We start from the raw sequence: 22,642 nt of genomic DNA, 5'->3' as shown, positions 1-22,642 counted from the left end.
GGTGGGGTGACGGTCTCTCCGCGATGAGCAGTGCCCGAGTGGTGAAATCACCCCACCCCGGCTCACATTTCGCTGCGCTCAATATGAGCCGACCCTCCCCCTCCAGGGGAGGGTAAGATGGAGCGTCACTTCCGCGCCGCCGCCGCCGCGAGCGTCACCGCCAGCCAGCTCAGGATCATCACCGTCCCACCCGTCGGCGCGGCATACGGAAACAGCGAGTGCCCCGCATATTGCCGCAACGTGAGATCGCCCGCGAACAGCGCGGCGCCGATCACGAAGCCGAACGCCGCGATGAGGCCAATTCCGCCGTGCAGAAGGCCGCGCGCGAGCAGGGCGACGCCCGCGAGTATGGCAGTTGCATGAAACAACAGCATGGCGCTGGCGGAGGCGAGCCGGCTGGCGTCGGCGCCGTGGGCGGAGGCGGCGGCCAGTCCGACGCCGGCGGCGCCCATCAAACCGGCAAGCCCGATCAGCAGGCGGAATGCAAGTGTCACGAGGTTCGCTCTTCCAGCAGCTTCGCCATCGCGGCGCGCAGTTCAGCCATGCCGGTCGAGCTCCGTGACGAGGTCGCGAGCACGTTCGGAAACGCCGCCGGATGTTTTGCCAGCGCGGCCTCGGTCTCGGCGATGCGGGACTGAAGCTCGGACGCCTTCACCTGGTCGGCCTTGGTCAGCACGATCTGGTAGCTCACCGCGGAACGGTCGAGCGTCCCCAGGATTTCGAGATCGACGTCCTTGAGGCCATGCCGCGCGTCGATCAGCACGTAGACGCGTGCGAGTGAGGCGCGCCCCAGCAGGAATTTGTGGATCAATTCGGTCCAGGACGCGACTTGCGTCTTCGGCGCCTTGGCGTAGCCATAGCCGGGCATGTCGACGAGGCGCAGGTCCTTCTTGCCGGGGACCTCGAAGAAGATCAGTTCCTGGGTGCGACCCGGCGTATGCGAGGTGCGCGCAAGTGCGTTGCGGCCGGTCAGCGCGTTGATCAGGCTGGACTTGCCGACATTGGAGCGGCCGGCAAAGGCGATCTCCAGCCCATCCATCGGCGGCAGCGTCGCAATCGAGGGCGAGGCCCAGATGAACTGCCAGTCGCGGGTGAACAGCTTTCGCCCGGTCTCGATCAGTCGCTCGTCGGTCTTGTCGTTCATGCGAGCGGTCCATCCTCTCGTCATGGCCGGGCTTGTCCCGGCCATCCACGTCTGTCCGCCGGGCACCCTCCTAAACGTGGATGCCCGGGACAAGCCCGGGCATGACGATGTGGAGGCAGTTTGCCTGGCGGTGTCGGACGGCTACGTCGCCTTCTTCGCGAACGTCGCCTTGAGATTGTCGAACAGCTCCACCTTCACGCCGTTGCGGCGCATGATGAAGCTCTGCTGGAGCACCGAGAGCGTGTTGTTCCAGGCCCAGTAGATCACGAGACCCGCCGGGAAGCCCGCCAGCATGAAGGTGAAGATCAGCGGCATCCAGTTGAAGATCAGCTGCTGGGTCGGATCCGGCGGCGTCGGGTTCAGCTTCATCTGGAACCACATCGTGATGCCCATGATGATCGGCCAGATGCCGAGCGCGAGGTAGTGGCCGAACACCGGGATCGTCGTCGGATCGAACGGGATCAGGCCGAACAGGGTGAAGAGGTTGGTCGGATCGGGCGCGGAGAGATCCTTGATCCAGCCGAAGAACGGCGCGTGCCGCATCTCGATGGTGACGAACAGCACTTTGTACAGCGAGAAGAACACCGGGATCTGGATCACCACGGGAAGACAGCCGGCGACCGGATTGATCTTCTCCTTGCGGTAGATCTCCATCATCTCCTGCTGCTGCTTCACCTTGTCGTCGGGAAAGCGCTCCTTCAGCGCCTGAAGCTGCGGCTGGACCGACTTCATCTTCGCCATCGAGGCGTAGGACTTGTTGGCCAGCGGGAAGAACAGCAGCTTGACGATCACGGTGACGAGCAGGATCGAGATGCCGAAATTGCCGAAGAAACGGTAGAAGAAGTCGAGGCCGAGGAACATCGGCTTGGTGATGAAGTAGAACCAACCCCAGTCGATCAACAGATCGAAATGGTTGAGGCCGAGCTCCTTGTTGTAGCCGCCGAGGCCGGCGAACGGGAACACGCCGACGACGCCGGCTTCCTTGGCGCCGGCGAACAGCCGCGCGTTCGCGGTCGCGGTGCCGCCGATCGCGACGGTGACGGGGTCGAGCAGATAATCGGTCTGGTAGGTGTGGACGTTGCCGACCGGGTTCGACGAGAAACGCGCCTGGAGCTGCGCACTGGTGTCCGGCAGCAGCGCCGAGGCCCAGTACTTGTCGGTGATGCCGAGCCAGCCATTGGTGGCCTTGAAGTTCACCGCCTTGGCTTCATCGATCTTCTTGTAGGCGTATTCCTGCAAGCCATCGAGATAGCCGATCAGGCCTTCATGCAGGATGTAATAGCCGGAGACCTGCGGCGTGCCGTGGCGCGAGATCAGCGCGAACGGATAGAGCGTGACGGGCGCGTTGCCGACATTGCTCACCTCGTCCTTGAGCGTGAAGAGATAATGGTCGTCGACCGCGATGGTGCGGCGGAAGGTGAGGCCCTCGCCATTGTCCCACTTCAGCACCACCGGCGTCGTCGGCGTCAGGCTGCCGCTGCCGTCCTGCTGCCACAGGGTCTGGGCGTCCGGCAGCTTGGCCGTCACGCCCGTCGCCGGCACCCAGCCGAACTCGGCGTAGTAGGGTTCAGCCGTGCCCGATGGCGAATAGAGCACGATCGGCGGCGACTTCGGGTCGACCGTTTCGCGGTATTGCACCAGCGCAATGTCGTCGATGCGGCCGCCCTTCAGCGAGATGCTGCCGGCAATTCGCGGCGTGTCGATCTTCACGCGCGGGCTGGCGGCAATCGCGGTCTCGCGCGCAACGACCGGCTGGGCCTGGTTCGCGGACGGTGTTGACGGCTGAGCCGCGCTGCCGGGCTGCGGCGCGGCGCCCGGCGTTGCGGAGGCCGTCGGCTGCGGCGTGTTCTTCTGGAGCTCGGCCTGCGCCTGCTGCTGGGCGCGCTGCTTCTCCATCGCCGGCACATTGTAGAAATATTGCCAGGCGATCAGGACGAGGCCCGACAGAATGACGGCGAGGATGGTATTGCGATTGTCGGTCATCACTATTGTCTCGTCATCAATTCGGTTTGCGGCTGGTCGCAGGAGCGGGGGCGGGCCTTGAGCCGTCGGTTCTTGAGCCGTCAGTTCTTGGGCCGCGTCCCTTGTGCGTATGCCGCGCAGGCTTCGTGAACGCTATGCGCAGATCGTCGAGCATGGTGGCGAAGTCGCGCGAGAGCGCGTCCCTTCGGCCGACCAGTACATAATCATGATGGGGCTGCATCGACACCGGATCGAGCCGCTTCACCAATTCGCGAAGCCGGCGCCGGATGCGATTGCGCTGGGGGGCGTTGCCGTTCTTTTTGGTAACGGTGAAGCCGATCCGGATCGGGCCGCTGTCGTCGCGGCGGCGGCTTTGCAGGACGAACGCGGGACTATTCGCCCGCGCGCCATTGGCAACGGCGAGGAAATCCGCCCGCTGCCTCAGCCGATCCATGATGAAATCCCAAAAATGGGGGTCCGGCTCAGGCGCTCAGACGCTTGCGGCCGCGGGCGCGGCGGGCGGCGAGAACCTTGCGGCCGCCGGCAGTGGCGAGACGGGCACGGAAGCCGTGACGGCGCTTGCGCACCAGTTTGCTGGGTTGATAAGTCCGCTTCACGGGTTTTTCTCCGCTGACCGGGCAATTTGCCTGTAGAATTGATGATAATGCCCGGAAGATGCGGCCCAAAACGGGCCCTTTTCGGCCCCAAGAGAGCCGCTCCCGGCGTGCGCACCGGGTCATCGCGGACAATTTGCGCGGCTTATAAGGGAGCGTCTTCTTTTCGTCAACGTCGCAAGAGCGCGCTATTCCGGTGAATATCGCTGTTTGTGCGGGGTTTTTAACCCTAGAGGTGGCGACTCGCGATATCAGAGCTTACATCCCACCTTGAGAGATTAGCGATCCGTAATTTGACCGGCCCCCGGCCGGGTCGCATCCTTCATCAGCCAGGCTCTATTACAAAGCCAACAAGGGCGAACTTCGTGGCAGCGACAGACCTCCAGCCGGTCCATGATACGGATCAGCCGGGCCAGCCGGCGATGCGGCCGCGTGGGCCCAGCGGGCTCGGCCTGTCCGGCAAGCTGCTGCTGCTCACCGTCCCCCTGGTGATGATCGCCGCCGTCCTGCTCTACGTGCCCGCCATCGCCAACTTCTGGGTCAACCGGCTCAATGACCGCGTCGCGGCGGCCAACACCGCCGCGCTGGTGCTCGACGCCGCCCCGCTCGGCATGGTCCCCGAGTCGCTGTCGCGCGAGATTCTGAAAAGCATCAATGCGCGTGCCGTCGCCATCAAGATGGGGCAGCAGCGACGGCTGCTCGCCAGCGACAACCTTCCCACCGCCATCGAGCATGACATCGACCTGCGCGACATGACGGTGTGGGAGGCGATCACCGGCTCGTTCCGGATGATGCTGGAGACCGGCAACCAGGCCATCCGCATCGTCGGGCCCGGCGTCGGCAACGCCCAGTTCATCGAGATCGTGACCGACGAGCTGCCGCTGCGGCAGCAGATGTATCGCTTCTCCCGCAACGTCGTGGTGGTCGCGCTGATCATCGCGGTGCTGACTGCGGGTCTCGTCTATCTCGTGCTGCATTATCTCTTCGTGCGCCCGATGCGGCGGCTGACCGCGAGCCTAGTCGGCTTCCACGAAAACCCCGAAAGCTCGGCGCGGATCATCGTGCCGAGCCAGCGCAGCGATGAAATAGGCGTCGCCGAGCGCGAATTGTCGGACATGCAGCGCGATCTGATGTCGATGCTGCATCAGAAAAGCCGGCTCGCCGCCCTCGGCCTCGCCGTCTCCAAGATCAACCACGATCTGCGCAATCTGCTCGCGTCGGCCCAGCTTCTGTCCGACCAGCTCGCCAGCGTGCCGGATCCGCGGGTGCAGCGTTTTGCGCCGAAGCTGGTGCGCTCGCTCGAGCGCGCCATCGCCTTCTGCCAGTCGACGCTGTCCTACGGCCGCGCCCAGGAAGCGGCGCCCGACCGCCGCATGATCATGATCGAGCCCGTGGTGCTGGAGGTGCGCGAGACCGCGGGCCTCGCCAGCGACGCCTCGATCGCCTGGGTCGCCGCGATCGAGCGCGGGCTCGCGGTCGATGCCGATCCCGATCAGCTCTTCCGCGTGCTGCTCAACCTCGTCCGCAACGCCGCCCAGGCGCTGGAAAGCCATTCGTCGGGCGACGGCGGCGCCCAGCAGATCCGGATCACCGGAAAGCGCGAGGGTGCTGTCGCCATCCTGGAGGTCTCCGACACCGGCCCCGGCGTCCCCCAGAAGACCCGGGACCATCTGTTCGAGGCGTTCCAGACCTCCGGCCGCCCCGGCGGCAGCGGGCTTGGCCTGGCGATCGCCGCCGAGCTGGTCCGCGCCCATGGCGGCGAGATCCATCTGGTCGAGGGCACTATCGGCGCCACCTTCCGGATCGTCATCCCCGACCGCCCCGTGGAACTCCTCTCCATCCGCAACGAGCGGCAGAGGGCGTAGTCGGCCAGAGGCCGAGCTGTGAACGTCATTTCCGGGGGCTCCGCACCCACTATCTCCCGTCATTCCGGGGCGCGCATAGCGCGAGCCCGGAATCCATAACCACAAGCCGGGGTTATGGATTCCGGGCCTGGCCCCTTTGGGTCATTCCGGAATGACATCGAAACCGTCATCTCCCTGCAAAATCTCCCCAACCCGGACCTTGCCAATCGGGACAAGAGCGGTTAGTCAGAGCGCTCTTTCGCACCCCTCCGGCGCTGTCCGGAGGCTGCCTGCGGGCCCAGCCCGCACTGTTCGCGAAAAACGCGCCCGTAGCTCAGCTGGATAGAGCATCAGACTACGAATCTGAGGGTCGGACGTTCGAATCGTTCCGGGCGCGCCATTCCGCTACAAAACTGGGCACTCCAAAACCTCCCATTTCTGCGCCGGGCGAGATCGTCGCACCGCTGCTCACTGTTCGTCACCGCGTAAGCCTGGAGCTGGTGACGGCCTTTCCGGCCGGCCTCGGCGGAGCGAAAAATCGCGTAGCATCGCCGAATGTGCGGCCGGTGCGCTTGGTCGGCCGCAGCGTCATGACACCACGGCGAAGCAGTCGTGCCCATCTTCATCGGCCGTGGTGCGCGAGCTAGATGAAGGTCTCGCCAGAGACGCCTGGACATTTCGGTGAATACGGAGATGACCCATGAAGCTCGCGCATGACGGAGTCCAGCTGTCCTTCGACATTGCCGGCGCGGGACCGCTTCAATTCCTGTTCGTCCATGGCCTCGGCGGGGATCGCACGCATTTTGCGCCGCAGATGGAGTATTTCGCGCGTCAAGGTCGGGCGTTGAATGCCGAGCTGCGGGGGCATGGCGAGAGCGACAAGCCGCAACAGGCGTATTCGATCGAAAGCTTCGCCGATGATCTCGTCTTTCTGTGCAACCGACAGCAGATCACAAAGCCGATCATCGTGGGTCAAAGCATGGGTGGCAACATGGCGCTCGAAATCGCCGCCCGCTATCCGGACTTTCCTGCAGGCCTGGTGCTGCTCGACTCAGGGGTGCTCTTCCCTGCCTCGGCAGGGACGGTGTTCGCCGGGTATCTGGAGGGCTTAAGGGGCGCGAATTTTGCGGACGAGGTCCGGAAAATCGTGGCGGACTCCTGTCTGCCGACCGACAGATGCCGCGCCCACGTTGAACAGACCTTTCTGGCGACGCCACAGCACGTGCTGGTGTCCACGTTTACAAGTCTGTTTCCCTGGGATGTGCATCGGGCGCGTGAATGCGCCCAGGCGTGCCGGGTCCCGGTGCTCTACATCGAAGCGGCCCATCGGATCGCGGATCTGGATCGTTTTGCGGAGCTGTGCCCGCAACTGGTCGCGGCCAAGGCAGTCGGCTCCGGACATTTCCTGTCGCTGGAGGTGCCGGAGCAAATCAACCCGATGATCGACCGGTTTATCTCGCTCTACGTGCGAAGACCCGGATAAGCTTCGTCATCGGCCGTGACGCGCCGCGACCGGCGTCCGTCGGAAAGCCACAATGCGCTGCCGGGCAAGGACGAAACCCTTTGCCGGCCGGGCGAAGCCGGCCGGAAACAAACCGGGCCTAACCTCCCCGGAGCTTTCCCGTCCAACCCGATTCAAGGGAGGATTTTATGAAAGCAGCGCTCTTGGTCCTGTCGCTTCTTGGCCAGCCCACGATTCCGATTTCAGACCGTGTGCCCATCTTCAATGTGGAAGCCCTTTGCCGGGACGTTTCCGCCGACGACAAGGCCTCAGGGCTCACCCTGGCGCAGGACGCCGGCGAGTGCGTGCGTGACGAGACAATTGCGCAGCAACAGCTGAGCTCGACCTGGCTGACTGTTCCGGGCCCCGCGCGCGATAGTTGCGAAGGCGAGGCTGCGGCAGGGGGAATAGAAAGCTATGTCGATCTGCTCACCTGCCTGCAGATGGCAGGCTGGGCGAATCCGACTCCGCCGCCGAAGCCCCCGCTCAGGGGAGCGAGCAAGATGCGGAACGCCAAGAATGAGCTGCAGAACGAATTGAAGAATTAGCTGCGCAGGTGAGCGCGCTTACGCGCTCGTGCCGTCGATCGAGCGGCAGATCACCCGCTGCACTTCCGCGTTCGATAGAAACAGATCTGATGACGAGCAATGTGGGGTCAAGGGAGAGCGACGATGCGTCGTAGCGCGCGCTGCGAAAGAGAATGATGAGAATAGCGTTGCAGGGGATGTCGGACGATCACGCGGAACCTTTGGGAGCTTTGCCCACCATACCGCCGCCCCGCCTAGCTCCCTGAAGGACAATGGGGACGAGAAGACGGCGGAGCAGCTTCTTGGCAGGTCGCGTATCATGGCGTGCGCGTTCGCCGGCAGCGGGGTCCTGCGAGCGATGCGACGAAGTTCCGGGCGCCGGGTGGCGGTCGCCATCAATGATGGGCCGACACGCCCTTGACGCATTGGGTCAACAGATCAACGCTGGCGAATTGGCTGACATCGCCCAGGCTGATCATGCCGACCATCCGCCTGCTCTTGTTGATCACGGGCAGCCTGCGGATTTTCAGCGTCTCCATGTGATGCACGGCTTTCGCCAGATCGTCGTCTTCCCGGCAGCAATGGATGCCTTCGGTCATCACGTCCCGCGCCGTCATGCGCGCGGCGTTGAAGTTCTTGCTCGCGAGGCCTTTGCAGACGATGTCGCGATCGGTCACCATCCCGATCAGATGGTCGTCATCGCCGATCGGAATGCAGCCGATGTCGTGCCCTTGCATCAACTTCGCGATCTCGGTGATCGGGGTGTCCGGGCTGACCCAATCGACACCCTTGTGCATCACGTCCTTGACCTTCATGAGGACCTCCGTTGCGAACGCAGCCCCCGTGACGCGATTATACTACGAACCGGGCGCGACCGCACGCGCGCCGCGACGAAGGCGCAGGGGAAATCATCCCGCCGCCATGCTGCGTCAACCGTGCGTGCTGAAGCGTCCATGCGGCGCATTGCCCGTCAGCCGTTCGAACTGAGCATGCGTCAGGTGAAGCAGCGTCTCATGGTCGCCGGCTTCGATATAGATCTCGGGTTGCGCCCGGATGCTGTCATCGACGATGAGATCGAGCCCGTAGCACCGGCCGACCGCCGGAACGGCGCCATGCGCGCAGTCCGCGAACAGCCTGTTGATCTCGGTTTCGTTCGCCATCACGAGATCCGCGCCGAGCCTCTCCTTCAAGTCCGGCAAGTTGAGACGGTGCGATGCCGGAACGATCGCGAGCATGTAGCCGCCGTCATGGCGCAGCACGACGGCCTTGGCGAAACGATCGCCCGAGACGTGGCAGGCCTGCGCCGTGCGCGCGGACGACATGGTGAAAACGTGCGGGATCTCGACATACTGGATCTTCTCGGCAGCCAGGTATCGGTGGAGCGTGGGGGCAATGGTCATGGCATAGCCTTTCGGATGGATATGCGAGCCATCCACCGTGAGGCTGCCCCGCCGCACGATGGGCGGCCGCGTGATTGCCGGATGCCAACATAGGCCTCGCGCTCGAGAGCCGCAATCGGATCGGGGGTTCGGATCGTTCCGGGCGCGCCTTTCTGCTTCGTTTGCGGCCGATCGATTGTGGCCTTTGCTGCGCTTCCTGTGTCTTACGGGATCCCTGCCACAACGTTGGGCCGGTTCTTCCTGAGCCAGGCGACGGCCTCGGGGCCATCGACGACGCACGCGAAGGTTTCCCAGGTCGGGTCCTCCAGGGACTCCGATTGCAATCGCTTCGCCGCATACTCAACGAGGTCGTGCAGGCCTTCATATCCTCGTCGGTGCTCGAGGGACTCTGCAATCGCCGTACTGGTCCAGCCTCGTCGGGCCAGATCGACAATGCTCGGAGCGTCGGCCTCGCTGAACCACGGTGTGGCATCGAACTCGATGCAGCGGACATTATCGGCGGTGTGGCAAGTGGCGTGGATCATGAGGTTCCTCCGTTCGCCGGCTAAGTTTCACATCGCTGCCTCGCACGCTCTCAGACTTTGACCAGGTCCCCCAGCAGGTTCGCCGCCACCGTCAGCTTGGCGAGCGTCAGGCCGCTGGCAGCAATCTCCTCGACCGAGCGGCGGATACGCGCCGCTTCGGGGTGAGCCGCAAGCCAGGTCTCGACAGCCTGCTGGCCGGACTGGCCGGTTGCCAGCATATCCGCGGCCAGTCTTCGTTCGGCGCCGGCGATCTGCTCGACGGCGCGATCGATCGCCATGCGTTCGAAATAATCGTTTGCCGGCACGCTGCGCGCGGCGGCGATGATGCGGTCGAGACGGAAATTCGCCTCGGCGGCGAAGAAGGTCGCGGCGGCATCGCCGATGGCGCGGGAGGTGCGCTCGGCGACCGTCACGATATCGGGTGCCGCAGTCAGAGGGTCGAGATCGGCGAGCTCGCCGGCGAGGCCGGCCGGGACGCCGGCATCGGTGAGTTCCTGGCGCCGCTTGCCGCGCGCGGCCTGCAGGTCCGGCGGCAGGGTGGTGTCGAGGGAGGCCGCGATCTCGCGGATACCCGGGCCAAAACGTCCGATCACCGCCTCGAGGCCGTCCTTGAAATCGACATTGCGCACGTACCAGACCATGCGGGAAATCAGGAGGTCCTGGACCGTCGCGTAGAGGCCGAGCTGCAACTGCCCGTCGATACGGGTGTCGAGCGCGTCGATCGCGTCATTGAGCCGCCTGAGCTCGTAGATCGCGTCCACCGCCACCTGCGCCATGACGATGGTGGGGATATCGGCGTCGGTCTCGTCGGTCAGGCGGACGACACACGCCGGGCCGCCGCGGTTGATCACGGCATTGACGAGGCTGGTCGCGATGATCTCGCGTCGCAGGCGATGGAGCTCGACCGCGGTCGGGAATTTATCGGGAACCTCGCGCGGAAAATACAGGGACAGTCTGCGAGCGAGATAAGGATCGTCCGGCACGCTGGTGGCGAGCAGGTCCTCGTAGAGCGTCAGCTTGGCGTAGGCGAGCAGCACGGCAAGCTCGGGCCGTGTCAGCGCCTGGCCACGCCGTGTGCGTTCGGTGAGGGCTGCGTCGTCGGGCAGGAACTCCACGGCGCGGCTGAGCAGGCCGCGCTGCTCGAGCGACTGCATCAGGCGGGTGAGGAAGCCGGTCTCGGCCACGCCCTTGCGTTCGGCGAGCGAGAGCGCCAGCGTCTGCAGATAGTTGTTGCGCAGCACCAGCGTGCCGACCTCGTCGGTCATCGCGGCAAGCAGGCTGTTGCGGTCGGCGAAGCTGAGGCGTCCCTCGCGTTCGGGGCGCGCCAGCGCGACCTTGATATTGACCTCGACGTCGGAGGTGTTGACGCCGGCCGAATTGTCGATCGCGTCGGTGTTGAGCTTGACGCCCTTCTGCGCCGCTTCGATACGGCCGCGCTGGGTGACGCCGAGATTGGCGCCTTCGCCGATCACCCGGGCGCGAACGTCAGTGCCTGCGATGCGGATCGGATCGTTGGCGCGGTCGCCGGCCTGATCGTCGCTCTCCGCCGATGCGCGGATATAGGTGCCGATGCCGCCAAACCACAGCAGGTCCGTGCGCGCTTTCAGGATCGCCGTCATAACCTCGAACGGCGTGGCCTGCTCCTTGTCGAGATCGAGCAGGCTGCGGACTTCCGGTGCGAGCGGGATTGCCTTGAGCGTGCGCGAGAACACGCCGCCGCCCTGCGAGATCAGCGCCTTGTTGTAGTCCTGCCAGCTCGATCGCGGCAGGTCGAACAGACGCTTGCGCTCGGCGAAGCTGGTCGAAGGGTCGGGCGAAGGATCGATGAAGATGTCTCGGTGATCGAACGCGGCCACGAGCCTTGTCGCCGGCGAGAGCAGCATGCCGTTGCCGAAGACGTCGCCGGACATGTCGCCGACGCCGGCAGCCGTGAACGGCATGGTCTGAATGTCGGTGCCGAGCTCGCGGAAGTGGCGCTTGACCGCCTCCCAGGCGCCGCGCGCCGTGATCCCCATCTTCTTGTGGTCGTAGCCCTGGCTGCCGCCGGATGCGAAGGCGTCGCCGAGCCAATGGTTCTTCTCGGCCGAGATCGCGTTGGCGACATCGGAGAAGGTGGCGGTGCCCTTGTCGGCGGCGACCACGAGGTAGGGGTCGTCGCCGTCGTGGCGCATGGTTGAGTCGGGCGGCACGACGACGTCGCCGTCGAGATTGTCGGTGAGCTCGAGCAGCGAGCGCACGAAGATGCGATAGGCCTCGGTGCCTTCCGCAAGCCAGGCGTCGCGATTGGACGGCGGCGGCAGCCGCTTGGGGACAAAGCCACCCTTGGCGCCGACCGGCACGATCACGGCGTTCTTGACCTGCTGCGCCTTTACGAGACCCAGGATCTCGGTGCGGAAATCCTGCGGCCGGTCGGACCAGCGCAAGCCGCCGCGCGCGACCTTGCCGAAGCGCAGGTGAATGCCTTCGACCCGCGGCGAATAGACGAAGATCTCATAGAGAGGCCGCGGAGCCGGCAAATCGTCGATCCGCCGCGCGTCGAACTTGAAGGAGATCACCGGACGCGGATGTCCGTCCTCGCCGATCTGCCACAGATTGGCGCGGATGGTTGCCTGAACCAGATTGGTGAAGCGGCGCAGGATGCGGTCTTCATCGAGCGAGGCGACGGATTGGAGCTGTTCCTCGATCTCGGTAAGCAGGGCCGTCTCGCGCGCCGAACGCTCGCGATCGGTCAGCACGAGGCGCGGATCGAGGCGGGTCTGGAACAGTGCGACGAGGGTGGCCGTGATCGCGGCGTTCTTGCGCAAGGTCTCCCACATGTAATCCTGGGTGAACGGAGCGCGGATCTGGTGCAGGTAGCGCGACAGCGCCCGGATCGTCGAGACCTCGCGCCAGCCCAGCGCCGTGCGCAGGATCAGGGCGTTATATCCGTCGGATTCGGCACGATCTGTGACCACCGCCATGATCGAGGCTTCCAGCCGATGGCTGAATTCCCGGTTGGTCTCGATCGGCTGGCCGTCACTGGTCTCGATCGTCATGTCGTGCAGCCAGACCGGCTCCGGCCTGTTGCCGGGCACGATCTGATAGGTGCGTTCGTTGACCACGCGCAGGCCGTGATTTTCGATCACCGGCACGCGATAGGACAGCGATAGCGGTGCGGCGTCGGAGAACACCTTCAGGCCGAAGCGCTTGGGATCGTCCTCGCCCTTGTCGCGGTGCACCGAAATCGTCACCGGGCGGGCCGGCGTCAGCTTTTCGATGGTGGCGATGTCGGCGATGGCCTGCTCCGCCGTGAAAACCTCGGTATAGCCGCCGCTAAAGGCCTGGGCATAACGATTGGCGATCATGCGCGCCCGCATGCCGTCGGTCGACGCCGTGAGCGCGGCCTTCAGCTTGTCGATCCAGGTCGCGGCAATGGCGCTGATGCCGGCTTCGAGCGCGGTGCGCTCGACGACGGGCGTTTTGCCTTCATAGCGCCCGATGATGAAATGGACGCGCGCCAGCGCGCCTTCAGGGAACGATACGTAGGAAGCCGACAGAGTCCCCTTGTAGACCTGCGACAGGAAGGCTCCGACGCGCGTGCGGACGTCGGTGTCGTATTTGTCGCGCGGAATGAAGGTGAGAATGGAGACGAAGCGATCGAACTTGTCGACCCGCGCCAGCGCCCGGACGCGCGGGCGCTCGTAGAGGATCAGGACCTCGATGACGAAATTGTAGAGCGTGTCGACGTCGATCTGGAACAGCTCGTCACGCGGATAATCTTCGAGGATATGCATGAGCGCCTTGCCCGAATGGCCGTTCGGGTCGAAGCCGGCGCGCTGCAGCACCCGTGAAACCTTGTGGCGCACATAAGGGATCTGCCGCACCGAGCGGGTATAGGCGCCGGACGTGAACAGGCCGACGACGCGCAATTCGCCCTCGAGCCGGCCGTCGGGTGCATAGAGCTTGATACCCACATAATCCATCCGGATGCGCCGATGGACGAGGCTTGAGACATTGGCCTTGATGACGATCAGCAGGGTCGGCTCGTGCATGAACTCGCGGATTTCCGATGTCATCACCACCATTTCGGTGCCGCGGCGCAGGACCTTCACGTCGGGATCGCGCAGGATGCCGAGGCCTTCGCCGGTGGTGATGTCGTCGGACGCATCGCTGTCGGGCGAGAAGCGATATTCGCGCACGCCGAGGAAGGTGAAATTGTCCGCGCAGAGCCATTGCAGGAACTGATTGGCTTCGGCGACCTCGTCGATCGGCAGCGGCGGCGGATTGGAAGCGAACGTCTTGATCGCCTCCTCGACGCGGTCACGCATGGCGCGCCAGTCGGTGACGCAGGCGCGGACGTCGTTCAACGCCCTGGTGAGCCCGTCGATCAGCTTCTGGCGATCGGCGTCGGCGTCCAGGCGGGTGATGTGGAGGTGAATCAGGCTTTCGCGAGTGCCCCTTGCTCCCTCCGGCAGTGCTTCGCCGTAGAACCGCAGCAGCTTGCCCTCGGCATCGCGCTCCACGGCGATGATCGGGTGGGCGACGAGGCTGACTTCGATGCCCTGCTCGGCGAGCTCCGCCATCGTGGAGTCGTACAGGAAAGGCATGTTGTCGTTGAGAATCTCGAGCACGGAAATCTCGCGCCCGTTCGGCAATGTCGGATTGACCACGCGGATATCGGCACTGCCCGACGTGCGCCGCTGCACATGCTCCCAGGCTTGCTCCGCCAGGACGGCAAGCGAGGCGGCATCGTAATTGTCGAGATCCTCGATATTGCTGTAGCCGAACAAGGGCTCGGCAAAGGCCCGCGGGCTCTTGCCCGGCGGCACGCTGCCTGCTGCATCGCGGATCAGGGTCGCCCGGGCCTTGTCGTCACGCCACGCCATCATGTCCTCCATCTGCCGCGCCGCCCGACCGCGGCCGCGATCATCAGCCTAATTCTGGAGTGCATCCCGTCGAGCGCCGCGATCGCGTGGATACGAAAAATCCTCGGTCTCGTGGGTCGGCGACTTCCGACGACAATACTACGATCCCGGAGCGAAAGGCGGAATTCCCTACGGCAGCGGGCGAGGCCGAGGTCGACGGCCGCCGATTCATTGAGGCGAGAAAAATCGCGAGCAATTTCAGATGTGTATGAGCTCGCAGTTTTATTCTGAATGGCGCGCCGGAACTCCGTTCCGATTGCGCTGGAGCCGTCGCGGGGATGACGCCAGTCAGGACTCCGATTGAAGTCCCGGCGCGGCTTCCGGCAAGCCGTCTGCTGTGCCTGCGGGTCCCGGCGCGGGAGCCGCCTGCTCCATCTGTCTGGCCGCACGTTCGGTGAGGACCAGTCCGACCAGCGACGTCACGATGACGAGGACCACGGTAGCGTTCAGCATCGGTTGGTCGATCAGCCGTTCACCGGCCGCATTTCGGGTCCCGTACGCAACGAGCGCCACAGCCAGCGTTGCCGCGACCTGCGGCACGGTCAGCGCAAACATCAGATCGCGTTCGAACTTTCCGTAGGCGAACAGCCGCGCGGTAATGGCTGCGGCTAGCCACTTGCCGCCGAACAGGGCTGCGAGCACGCCCAGCACGAGCCACGGCTGGTCGCGCAACGTCGCAAGGAAGATCTTGAAGTCGACCAGAAAGCCGGCGGCGATGAAGAAGACGGGAATGAACAGGGCCTGGCTCATGATCTCGAGCGAGTCATCGCCTTTGATCTCGCCGAAAGCGCGCTTCAGGCTCACTCCGGCCAGAAAGGCCCCGATGATGCCTTCCATGCCGATCCATTCCGCGACCTGCGCGGCAAAGGCCATCACCAGCAGCATGATCAGCGCACTCGAGACCCGGCTTATCCCGAACACGGTCAGGAGGCGCTTGACGAGCCAGCTCAATCCGATCAGCACGCCCGGCACGTAGATCGCCAGCCAGAGCAGCGTGACCAGAACCCCGGCTGGATCGAACCCGCGAACATGGATTGGCACGCAAAGCGCGAGCACGAGGATCGAGAGCATGTCGGTAAACAGCGTCGCTCCGACCGTGACGACGGCGACTTCGTGATCGATGAGACCTTTTTCTTTGACGATGGGCAGCCCGAGCAAGGTATGCGACGCGAGGATGGCGCCAATCACTGCACACGAATTCGCGGAGTAACCGATCGTGGCCGCAACCGCGATCGCAAGCGCAAAGGGCCATGCGAAAGTGAGTAGGCCGAACGTCGCTGCCCTGTGTCTGGCTTCGTTGAACTTCGCGATGTTGACCTCGAAGCCGGCGAAGAACATCAGCAGCAGCTTGCCGAGCTCTGCGAAGAAGGTGACGACCTTGCCTTCGGGATTGAGGACGGAAAGGACGCTCGGACCAAGGATGATGCCCGCCAGGATGTATCCGACCGGACGGGGAAGATGCAGGCGCTCCATCAGGCTCGGAAACACCAGCGTGAGCATCAAGGTCAGAGCGAACGATGTGAGAATTGGAAGGTGCGAAAAAAACTCCACGCGGCTCCCCCGTCCGCAAGAGTAAATCGACTGCGCATGGCGCAGACCCGACGATAATAGAGTTCTTCACCCAGTGGAACCGGCAGAATGGAAGCCCGTTGCCAAACGTGGAGCGTCAGTGCTGCTGTCTCTTTCGCGTTGCGACTGGGTAACAAGGCGCAAAAAACGGACACAGGGCCCGCGCTCGCCATAATCGCGGCAATCTCGGAGATGATCGTTGTAAATATGATTTGCGATCTCAGATAGAATTCATTCTACGCATTTTCTTCGCGCCAGAACGGCGTATCTGCCCTTCGTTTTGTCAGAATTGACGGCAGGCACGTTCACGGAGTGGTGCGATGCTTCCAATCAATCCAGGACGAATCCGTCTTGCGATGTACGCTGGGCTCTTGGCTGGTTGTTTCGCCGATGACGCCGTTGCCCAATCCTGCACGGTGGCGCCCAACTCGACCGTTACATTCGCCACAAGCAGCACGAGTTGCTCGATCGCCCCGAACACCACACTGACCGGCACGCCGGCCGTTCACGTCAGCTCCAACGCAGAGATCATCACCAACAACGTCACCATTAATCCCTTCAACGGTGGTAGCATTGGTGGTCTGGCGGATACGTTCGGCGTCATCATCTTCAGTTCAGGATCGAACATCAACGGCAATTGGAGCATCGCCGCGTCGGCGCAAAGCGGCGGTCAGATTGTCTTCCAGACCGGCTCGGCCATCAATCCGGCTTTCGGAGGTGGGGGAATCGCGCTGCAGTCTGATGGAACGAGCAGCCTGATCAACGCGACGGGGCTCGCCGTCAACCTCAATAGCGCCGGCAACAACGTCGCGGCGAAGGCTACGAATGGCGCCAGGATCGATCTGTTGAATAGCTCGATCGCCCACGCCGCAGGCGGCGGTGGCAATACGGGCCTTTGGGCCAATGGCGCCGGCAGCCAGATCTCGTCGACGGGCACAACGCTCTCGATGCCCGGTGGCGGCGGCGGTGACGTCGGCGTTCGCGCGGACGCCACCGGAACCGTCACGCTCGTCGACAATACGATCACCGTTCAGGGCAATGGCGGCGGCGAGACCGGCCTGCTGGCGCAATCGACCGGAAGCTCAATCAGGGCGACGACACGGCGGTCACTCTGTCCGGCAGCGGTGGAGACGTCGGGGCGAAGGCCTTGGGCGGCGCGACGATCACGCTGAGCGGAGGCAGCGTGTTGGCTCCCGGCGGCGGCGGCGGTGAAATCGGTCTACAAGCAAGCGGCGCCGGCAGTACGATCGCCACGACAAACCTGTCAGTCACAGTTCCGAATAGCAGCAACGGTACGGGCGCGCAGGCGACTTCATCTAGCGCCATCGTGCTGAATCAAAGCAGCGTCACCACCGGCGGCAACGCCGCCATCGCGGTCCAGGCAACTGGAGCCGGCAGCTCCGTGACCGGCGACGGGACTGCCGTCAGCACCAGCGGTGACAATGCAGTAGGCGTCCAGGCCGATAACGCCGGCAACGTTGCGCTTCAGAACGCCACCGTCACGACATCAGGCGCGGCGGCGAGCGGCCTGCTGGCGACCGGAGCCAACTCGTCCGTCAGCGTGATTGGGGGCACTGTCACGACAACGGGTGCGAACGCTGCGGCGGCTGCGGTGACCGGTGGCGCTTCGCTCACCACCACCGCGGATCTGACCGCAAATGGCGCCGGTTCGAACGCACTGAAGGTCAGCGGCGGCAATGCCTCGCTGACTGTATCCATCCTGACGAGTCCAAACGGAGCCTCGATCGCCGCGACCGGCGGGACGAGCAATGTGAACCTGTTCGGCGTCGAGGCGGTCGTGAACAATGGCCAATGGCTGACCGTCGGCGGCGGCTCCACGCTCAATCTCGTTTCGGACGGTTCGACCCTGCAGGGCGCCGCGCTCACCGATCCTGGCAGCACGTCGAATGTAACGCTGAGGGGCGGCACGCAATGGACCATGACCGGCAGCTCCAACGTCACCAATCTCACCAACACTTCGAGCTTCATCCAGTTCACACCGCCTGCCGGCGATCCGACTCAGTTGTCGAGCTACAAGACCTTGACGGCGGTGAACTATGTGGGCGGAAGCGGCACCTTCGGACTCAACACGTTTCTCGGAACCGACGGCTCGCCGTCGGACAGGCTCGTGATCAACGGCGGCACGGCGACCGGCAATTCGTTCCTGAGGATCGCCAATACCGTTGGCGCCGGCGCGCTCACGACCGGCAATGGAATCCTCGTCGTCGACGCGGTCAACGGCGCGACGACGGCGTCCGGCGCTTTCAGTCTGTCCCGGTCGGTCCTGGCCGGTCCCTACCGATACACGTTGTTTCGCTCGAGCGTTGATGCCAGCAATCCGGAAGCCTGGTATCTGCGCTCAAACCTGGACTGCTTGCGCCACCCAGACTTGCCCGGCTGTGGCGGGGGCGGAGGCGGCGACTTTTGTGCCAATCATCCCGACCTGTCGATCTGTGGCGGAGGAGGTGGCGGTGGAGGCGGTGGCGGCGACGATACCCCCGACTTCAGGCCGGAGACCTCGCTCTATGCGGCTATCCCGGCGATGGCGCTTTTGTATGGACGTAATCTGCTCGACACGCTGCATGAGCGCGTGGGCGAGGAGGAAGACGAACGCTCCCGAGCCAATCCCGAGAATGCGAAGGTCGGTTGGGCCCGCATGATAGGCGTCAATGGAACGCAACAGGGCGACAGCCTCGGTGTTCTTGGCGGCTCGGCTGGCCCTCATTTCTCCTACAATTTCCAGGCGCTCCAGGGCGGCATGGATGTCTATCGGCACGACAATCCCGACGGCTCGCGCGATCAGGCCGGTGCCTACTTCGCGATCGGCGGTGCACAGGGACGAGTTGCTCACTACGACGGCCAGATCGGTGACAGCACTTTCGCCGCCTACACGCTCGGGGGCTACTGGACCCATTTTGGTCCAGCCGGCTGGTACATCGATGCGATCACCCAGGGCACGTTCTATGACATTCGCAGCACGGCCAACCAGGACCTTCCGGCGCTGAAGACCGGCGCCCAGGGCGCCGCCGTGTCGATCGAGGGTGGCTATCCCTTCAGGCTCGGCGGCGGCTATTTCATCGAACCGCAGGCGCAACTCGTCTATCAGAACATCCACATCAACGGTGCCAGCGATACGGCTGCGCAAATCCGTTTCACTGACGCGGACTCGCTGGCGGCCCGGATCGGTGCCAGGTTCGGCAGGACCTGGTCGATCGACAACGGCCCGCGGACGATCACAGCATGGGTTCGTCCCAATCTGTGGAACGAATTTCTGGGCAACCCGACGACGTTGTTTTCTTCGGAAGCCGGACCCGTTCCGTTTCACGCCAGCCTGGGGGGCCTGTGGGGCGAGATCAACACTGGCGTGAGCGGTCAGGTGAACGCGGCCACGACGCTCTACGCGAATGCGTCCTACCAGAGCCGGTTCGACGGCGGCGGCTTTGCCTATGCCGGCAAGGCCGGCGTCCGCATCAATTGGTGAGCCGCTGCTATAGCCACGAGAGCCATCTCATTCACCAATTGCTAACCAGTCACGGCGCGCCAGCCGTAACCGCCGGTTAACCATGGATATTTACGGTGTAGCAAGCCTCTGAACCGGGGCTGTCAGTTGATTTCGAGTCCAACCTTATGGCGTTCGGTAGAGGCGCATCTCGGCGAAGCATCGCCCCGACGGAGCCTGCGGCTTCGTGGGAAGCGCCGCGGGCTGCGACGGCGAAGCCTGACAGCGCCGCTCCTGCGATGGTCAAGGGATCGCTGACCGTCACCGGTGCGCTCTCTTTCCTGCGCGAGAATGGCCGGCGCATCCTGACGCTTGCGCTGGCGCTGTTCGCCCTGGGCGTCATTGTTCTGGTGGTCTTGCCGGTCCGCTATGCCGCGACGGCCCTGGTCGTCCTCGATCCCCGCGAGCTGCGCGTGACCTCGGAGCAGGACGTGCTGCCGGGCATCGGCCAGGATGCCGCGGCACTTCAGAGCCAGATCGAGATCGCGAAATCCGACGGCTTTCTCCGGCCCCTGATCGAGCAGCTCAAGATCGCCGACGACCAGGACATCGCGGGCGGTTATACCGACATGACGCGCCTGCTCGAAAAATTCCGTGGCCGTCTCGATATCTCGCGCCGCGGACTGACCTACGTCATTGCGATTTCATTCACCTCGAACAATGCGGAACGGGCGGCGCATTACGCCAATGCCATCGCCGAGGCGTTCGTTGCCAGCCAGGGCCGTGTCCGCACCGAGGCGACGGATGAGGCGGCCGACTGGCTCAAGGACCGGCTGAAGGCATTGAATGAGCGCCTGCGCGCGTCGGAAGATGCCGTTGCCGCCTTCAGGTTCGAGCACAAGATCCTCAATGCCGGCAAGGATTCCACGACCCAGCAATTGCGGGTGACTGACCTGAATCAGCAGGTCTCCGCCGCTCGCGCGCGCACCGAGGAAGCCAAGGCGCGTTACGAGCAGGTGCAGCGCGATCTCAAGGCCAACGTCGAAGGTCCGGTGAAGCAGGACCTCCTGAGCATGCTGCGCGCGCAGCGCTCGACCCTGAACGATCAGATCGCGCAGAAGAAAGCGGTGTACGGCGACCGCCATCCCGACCTCGCGATCTCCTACAGCCAGTTGGCTGATCTGAACAGGCAGATCGAGGTCGAGCGGAAGAAGAACATCGACACGGCGAAGTCCGAATATGAGGCTCAGCTGGAGCAGCAGAACGCGCTGGAAAAGCAGCTCAAGACGGTCGAGACGCAGATGCTGGTCGACGGCCAGGCGCTGGTGAAGCTGCAGGAGCTGCAGCGCGACGCCGATGCCAACAAGAACATCTACGAGCAGTTCCTGTCGCGGTTCAAGACGACCAGCGAGCAGCGCCAGCTGCAGAGCTCCCAGACCAAGATCGCCTCGCTCGCCATTCCGCCGATGCGCTCGACGCGTCCGCCCCTCGCCTTGCTGCTCGCGGCGCTCGCGATCGGCTCGATCCTGACCTCGACGGCGGCCGTTGCGGCGATGGGAAGCGTGTCCGACGGGCCCGCGCCTGCCGAGGCTCCTGCTCAAACTCTTGCTCAAACTCCTTCTCAAACTCTTGCGCGTGCGGAAGCGGCGGACGCGCAAGTCCAGCGTCCGGCTCCGGCCGCGCGCCAGCCTGAGGCGATGCCGAACCTGCCTGTCTGGTCCCGCATTCCCGATCTGGCGCCTGGCGCCGTGGCCAACACTGTGTGGCAAAGGCCGATCGCCGCGACGGCCGAGCTCGATCTCGGCGCATATCTGCGTCCGCTTCTCGAGCGGATCGATCGCGCGCCGGTGCGTGGCTGCAAGGTCGCCCTCGTATTGTCGGTCGGCAAAGGTGCCGGCGGCAACACCGTTGCGCGCTCCCTCAATCGCGCGGCGGTGAATCGGGGCATGATGAGCGTGCTGATCCGGCTCCAGCCGGAATTCGCAGGTCACCAGCCTCCGGTGACCGAATGGCAGGACGGCTCCACCACGGCAGGGCTGCAGTCGATCGACGAGCTGCTGAGCGCCGGCAGAAGAGCCGATGCCCGGCTAGAAGACGATATTCGTTCGGAGTTCGATCTGATCGTCGTCCATGCGAGCAATCTCGCCTTGCAGCCCGACGCCATCGCGCTGGCCGCGTACGCGGATCTGATCATCCCGGTGGTGCGCGCCGGCGAACTCGGTTCGGCGGCGATGCGGCGGGTCACCGCTGCGCTGTCGAGGTACAACGCCGTGCCGACCGGTCTCGTCGTCAATCACGCGCCCGCGGGTTCAGTGGCGCCTGAGGGCAGCGCGTTGAGCAGGGCGGTTTGACGATGCCGGCCGCTGGCAAAGCTGCGGCTCATGCCTAGAGGCGCAGTACGCAAGCGCACCTGTAATCTGCTTCACATGCAAACGCGCCCCAATGACGCTAGATGAACCAGGGCCCGCCTCCGCGCGGCCCGGTTCGGAGCTGGCGATGATGGCTGCACTGGCAAAGGCGATCTCCCGCGCGACGAGAACCAACGTTGATGTCGAGACCGTAAAGGTGCTCGTGATCTTCTCGGGCGCGGGCTTGCTGCTCTCTCTCGTGGCCGCGATGACCTACGGACAGGCCCTCAACGCCGCATTGTTCTGAGATCGCGCGAGTTGGCTCCCTTTCGACCCGAAGCAGGTCCCTCATCCCCAGGAGCCCGCCCAAAGCGGGCATCTCGATGGCATCCGCCTTGCATTCGAGCCGTCATTGACGCCGTAAGGCGGCGACCGCAGGATGCAACGTCTCCAATGCACGACTATCTCGGCTCGGGATTGCGGCGATGACCTGTCAAGCTCACTCCGTAACGCTGGTGCTCATTGCCCGAATACCGCCTGAGGGTATCGAGGCCTTCCGCGCCTACGAGGATGCCGTCCTGCCGCTACTCCCTGCGTTCAACGGGCGTGTGGAGCGTCGTCTTCGAAATCCGGATGGCACGATCGAGGTGCACATCGTCAGCTTCGCATCCGATGCGGACTTCCAAGACTATCGCAATGATCCCCGGCGCCTTGTGCAAGCCGGGTTGCTGGAAAAATCGTCCGCGAAGCTGGAATTTCTTTCGATGGCGGACGTCTCGCAATGGCCGGTGACGTCGGCGCAGGGATGATCGACGGGGCAATGACCGAGATGTAACCGGGCGCCGGACATCATCGAACCGTCATCG

Annotated in this window: 18 protein-coding genes and 1 tRNA gene; 9 read left to right on the top strand and 10 right to left on the bottom strand. The window is 64.1% G+C overall.

Going from position 1 to position 22,642, the window contains the following annotated elements; all coding sequences use genetic code 11:
* Positions 1-125: 125 nt before the first annotated feature.
* The 5 genes from ACKWRH_RS43450 to rpmH form a co-directional block, all read right to left on the bottom strand.
* On the bottom strand, positions 126-494 hold the full coding sequence (locus ACKWRH_RS43450; protein WP_445218553.1) for a DUF423 domain-containing protein: 369 nt from the start codon (positions 492-494) through the stop codon (positions 126-128).
* Positions 491-1,144, bottom strand: a complete 654-nt coding sequence (gene yihA, locus ACKWRH_RS43445; protein WP_445218552.1) for a ribosome biogenesis GTP-binding protein YihA/YsxC — start codon at positions 1,142-1,144, stop codon at positions 491-493. Before yihA ends, ACKWRH_RS43450 begins: the two co-directional genes overlap by 4 nt.
* Positions 1,145-1,285: 141 nt before the next feature.
* Complete coding sequence (gene yidC / locus ACKWRH_RS43440; protein ID WP_445218551.1) at positions 1,286-3,127, bottom strand: membrane protein insertase YidC; 1,842 nt, start codon at positions 3,125-3,127, stop codon at positions 1,286-1,288.
* Positions 3,128-3,143: 16 nt separating this feature from the next.
* The gene (gene rnpA / locus ACKWRH_RS43435) at positions 3,144-3,560 is read right to left on the bottom strand and encodes a ribonuclease P protein component (RefSeq protein ID WP_445218550.1); all 417 of its coding nucleotides are present in this window, start codon (positions 3,558-3,560) and stop codon (positions 3,144-3,146) included.
* A 28-nt stretch (positions 3,561-3,588) separates the two neighbouring features.
* Positions 3,589-3,723, bottom strand: coding sequence for a 50S ribosomal protein L34 (rpmH, locus tag ACKWRH_RS43430; RefSeq protein WP_008542748.1), 135 nt, complete (start codon positions 3,721-3,723; stop codon positions 3,589-3,591).
* Between the two features lie 362 nt (positions 3,724-4,085).
* Between rpmH and ACKWRH_RS43425 the strand changes: the two genes are divergently transcribed.
* The 4 genes from ACKWRH_RS43425 (at position 4,086) to ACKWRH_RS43410 (ending at position 7,613) form a co-directional block, all read left to right on the top strand.
* Positions 4,086-5,585: an ATP-binding protein gene (locus tag ACKWRH_RS43425; RefSeq protein ID WP_094183985.1), complete on the top strand. Its 1,500-nt coding sequence runs from the start codon at positions 4,086-4,088 to the stop codon at positions 5,583-5,585.
* 302 nt (positions 5,586-5,887) lie between these two features.
* Positions 5,888-5,964 (top strand) — tRNA-Arg (locus ACKWRH_RS43420).
* Positions 5,965-6,264: 300 nt separating this feature from the next.
* Positions 6,265-7,047 (top strand): alpha/beta fold hydrolase, encoded by a 783-nt coding sequence (locus ACKWRH_RS43415; RefSeq protein ID WP_445218549.1) that lies wholly within the window; start codon positions 6,265-6,267, stop codon positions 7,045-7,047.
* A 167-nt stretch (positions 7,048-7,214) separates the two neighbouring features.
* A complete protein-coding gene (locus ACKWRH_RS43410) occupies positions 7,215-7,613 on the top strand; it encodes a hypothetical protein (RefSeq protein ID WP_445218548.1) in 399 nt (132 codons plus the stop codon).
* Between the two features lie 374 nt (positions 7,614-7,987).
* On the opposite strand, the gene ACKWRH_RS43405 is transcribed toward ACKWRH_RS43410, so the two are convergent.
* The 5 genes from ACKWRH_RS43405 to ACKWRH_RS43385 all read right to left on the bottom strand — a co-directional run bounded on the left by ACKWRH_RS43405 (position 7,988) and on the right by ACKWRH_RS43385 (position 15,971).
* On the bottom strand, positions 7,988-8,407 hold the full coding sequence (locus ACKWRH_RS43405) for a CBS domain-containing protein (RefSeq protein WP_063979803.1): 420 nt from the start codon (positions 8,405-8,407) through the stop codon (positions 7,988-7,990).
* 114 nt (positions 8,408-8,521) lie between these two features.
* A complete protein-coding gene (locus ACKWRH_RS43400) occupies positions 8,522-8,992 on the bottom strand; it encodes an aminoacyl-tRNA deacylase (RefSeq protein ID WP_445218547.1) in 471 nt (156 codons plus the stop codon).
* A 203-nt stretch (positions 8,993-9,195) separates the two neighbouring features.
* Positions 9,196-9,516: a hypothetical protein gene (locus ACKWRH_RS43395; protein WP_445218546.1), complete on the bottom strand. Its 321-nt coding sequence runs from the start codon at positions 9,514-9,516 to the stop codon at positions 9,196-9,198.
* Between the two features lie 50 nt (positions 9,517-9,566).
* On the bottom strand, positions 9,567-14,393 hold the full coding sequence (locus tag ACKWRH_RS43390; RefSeq protein ID WP_445218545.1) for an NAD-glutamate dehydrogenase: 4,827 nt from the start codon (positions 14,391-14,393) through the stop codon (positions 9,567-9,569).
* Positions 14,394-14,708: 315 nt separating this feature from the next.
* Positions 14,709-15,971: a cation:proton antiporter gene (locus ACKWRH_RS43385; protein ID WP_445218544.1), complete on the bottom strand. Its 1,263-nt coding sequence runs from the start codon at positions 15,969-15,971 to the stop codon at positions 14,709-14,711.
* A gap of 338 nt (positions 15,972-16,309) precedes the next feature.
* On the opposite strand from ACKWRH_RS43385, the gene ACKWRH_RS43380 reads away from it, so the two are divergent.
* The 5 genes from ACKWRH_RS43380 to ACKWRH_RS43360 all read left to right on the top strand — a co-directional run bounded on the left by ACKWRH_RS43380 (position 16,310) and on the right by ACKWRH_RS43360 (position 22,585).
* Positions 16,310-17,161, top strand: a complete 852-nt coding sequence (locus ACKWRH_RS43380) for a hypothetical protein (protein WP_445218543.1) — start codon at positions 16,310-16,312, stop codon at positions 17,159-17,161.
* Positions 17,162-17,316: 155 nt separating this feature from the next.
* On the top strand, positions 17,317-19,470 hold the full coding sequence (locus ACKWRH_RS43375; RefSeq protein WP_445218542.1) for an autotransporter family protein: 2,154 nt from the start codon (positions 17,317-17,319) through the stop codon (positions 19,468-19,470).
* A 146-nt stretch (positions 19,471-19,616) separates the two neighbouring features.
* The gene (locus tag ACKWRH_RS43370) at positions 19,617-21,779 is read left to right on the top strand and encodes a GumC family protein (protein WP_445218541.1); all 2,163 of its coding nucleotides are present in this window, start codon (positions 19,617-19,619) and stop codon (positions 21,777-21,779) included.
* A 145-nt stretch (positions 21,780-21,924) separates the two neighbouring features.
* Complete coding sequence (locus tag ACKWRH_RS43365; protein WP_445218540.1) at positions 21,925-22,083, top strand: hypothetical protein; 159 nt, start codon at positions 21,925-21,927, stop codon at positions 22,081-22,083.
* A 178-nt stretch (positions 22,084-22,261) separates the two neighbouring features.
* A complete protein-coding gene (locus ACKWRH_RS43360) occupies positions 22,262-22,585 on the top strand; it encodes a hypothetical protein (protein WP_445218539.1) in 324 nt (107 codons plus the stop codon).
* Positions 22,586-22,642 lie beyond the last annotated feature (57 nt).

This window comes from Bradyrhizobium sp. Pa8, from assembly GCF_052588265.1.
This window is presented reverse-complemented; position numbering and strand designations above follow the sequence as displayed.

Bases quoted from the DNA above. Each gene is read 5' to 3' on its own strand.
- yihA (WP_445218552.1), bottom strand. From the start codon at position 1,144: ATGAACGACAAGACCGACGAGCGACTGATCGAGACCGGGCGAAAGCTG.
- yidC (WP_445218551.1), bottom strand. From the start codon at position 3,127: ATGACCGACAATCGCAATACCATCCTCGCCGTCATTCTGTCGGGCCTC.
- rnpA (WP_445218550.1), bottom strand. From the start codon at position 3,560: ATGGATCGGCTGAGGCAGCGGGCGGATTTCCTCGCCGTTGCCAATGGC.
- ACKWRH_RS43415 (WP_445218549.1), top strand. From the start codon at position 6,265: ATGAAGCTCGCGCATGACGGAGTCCAGCTGTCCTTCGACATTGCCGGC.
- ACKWRH_RS43410 (WP_445218548.1), top strand. From the start codon at position 7,215: ATGAAAGCAGCGCTCTTGGTCCTGTCGCTTCTTGGCCAGCCCACGATT.
- ACKWRH_RS43405 (WP_063979803.1), bottom strand. From the start codon at position 8,407: ATGAAGGTCAAGGACGTGATGCACAAGGGTGTCGATTGGGTCAGCCCG.
- ACKWRH_RS43400 (WP_445218547.1), bottom strand. From the start codon at position 8,992: ATGACCATTGCCCCCACGCTCCACCGATACCTGGCTGCCGAGAAGATC.
- ACKWRH_RS43395 (WP_445218546.1), bottom strand. From the start codon at position 9,516: ATGATCCACGCCACTTGCCACACCGCCGATAATGTCCGCTGCATCGAG.
- ACKWRH_RS43390 (WP_445218545.1), bottom strand. From the start codon at position 14,393: ATGGAGGACATGATGGCGTGGCGTGACGACAAGGCCCGGGCGACCCTG.
- ACKWRH_RS43380 (WP_445218543.1), top strand. From the start codon at position 16,310: ATGCTTCCAATCAATCCAGGACGAATCCGTCTTGCGATGTACGCTGGG.
- ACKWRH_RS43370 (WP_445218541.1), top strand. From the start codon at position 19,617: ATGGCGTTCGGTAGAGGCGCATCTCGGCGAAGCATCGCCCCGACGGAG.
- ACKWRH_RS43365 (WP_445218540.1), top strand. From the start codon at position 21,925: ATGATGGCTGCACTGGCAAAGGCGATCTCCCGCGCGACGAGAACCAAC.
- ACKWRH_RS43360 (WP_445218539.1), top strand. From the start codon at position 22,262: ATGACCTGTCAAGCTCACTCCGTAACGCTGGTGCTCATTGCCCGAATA.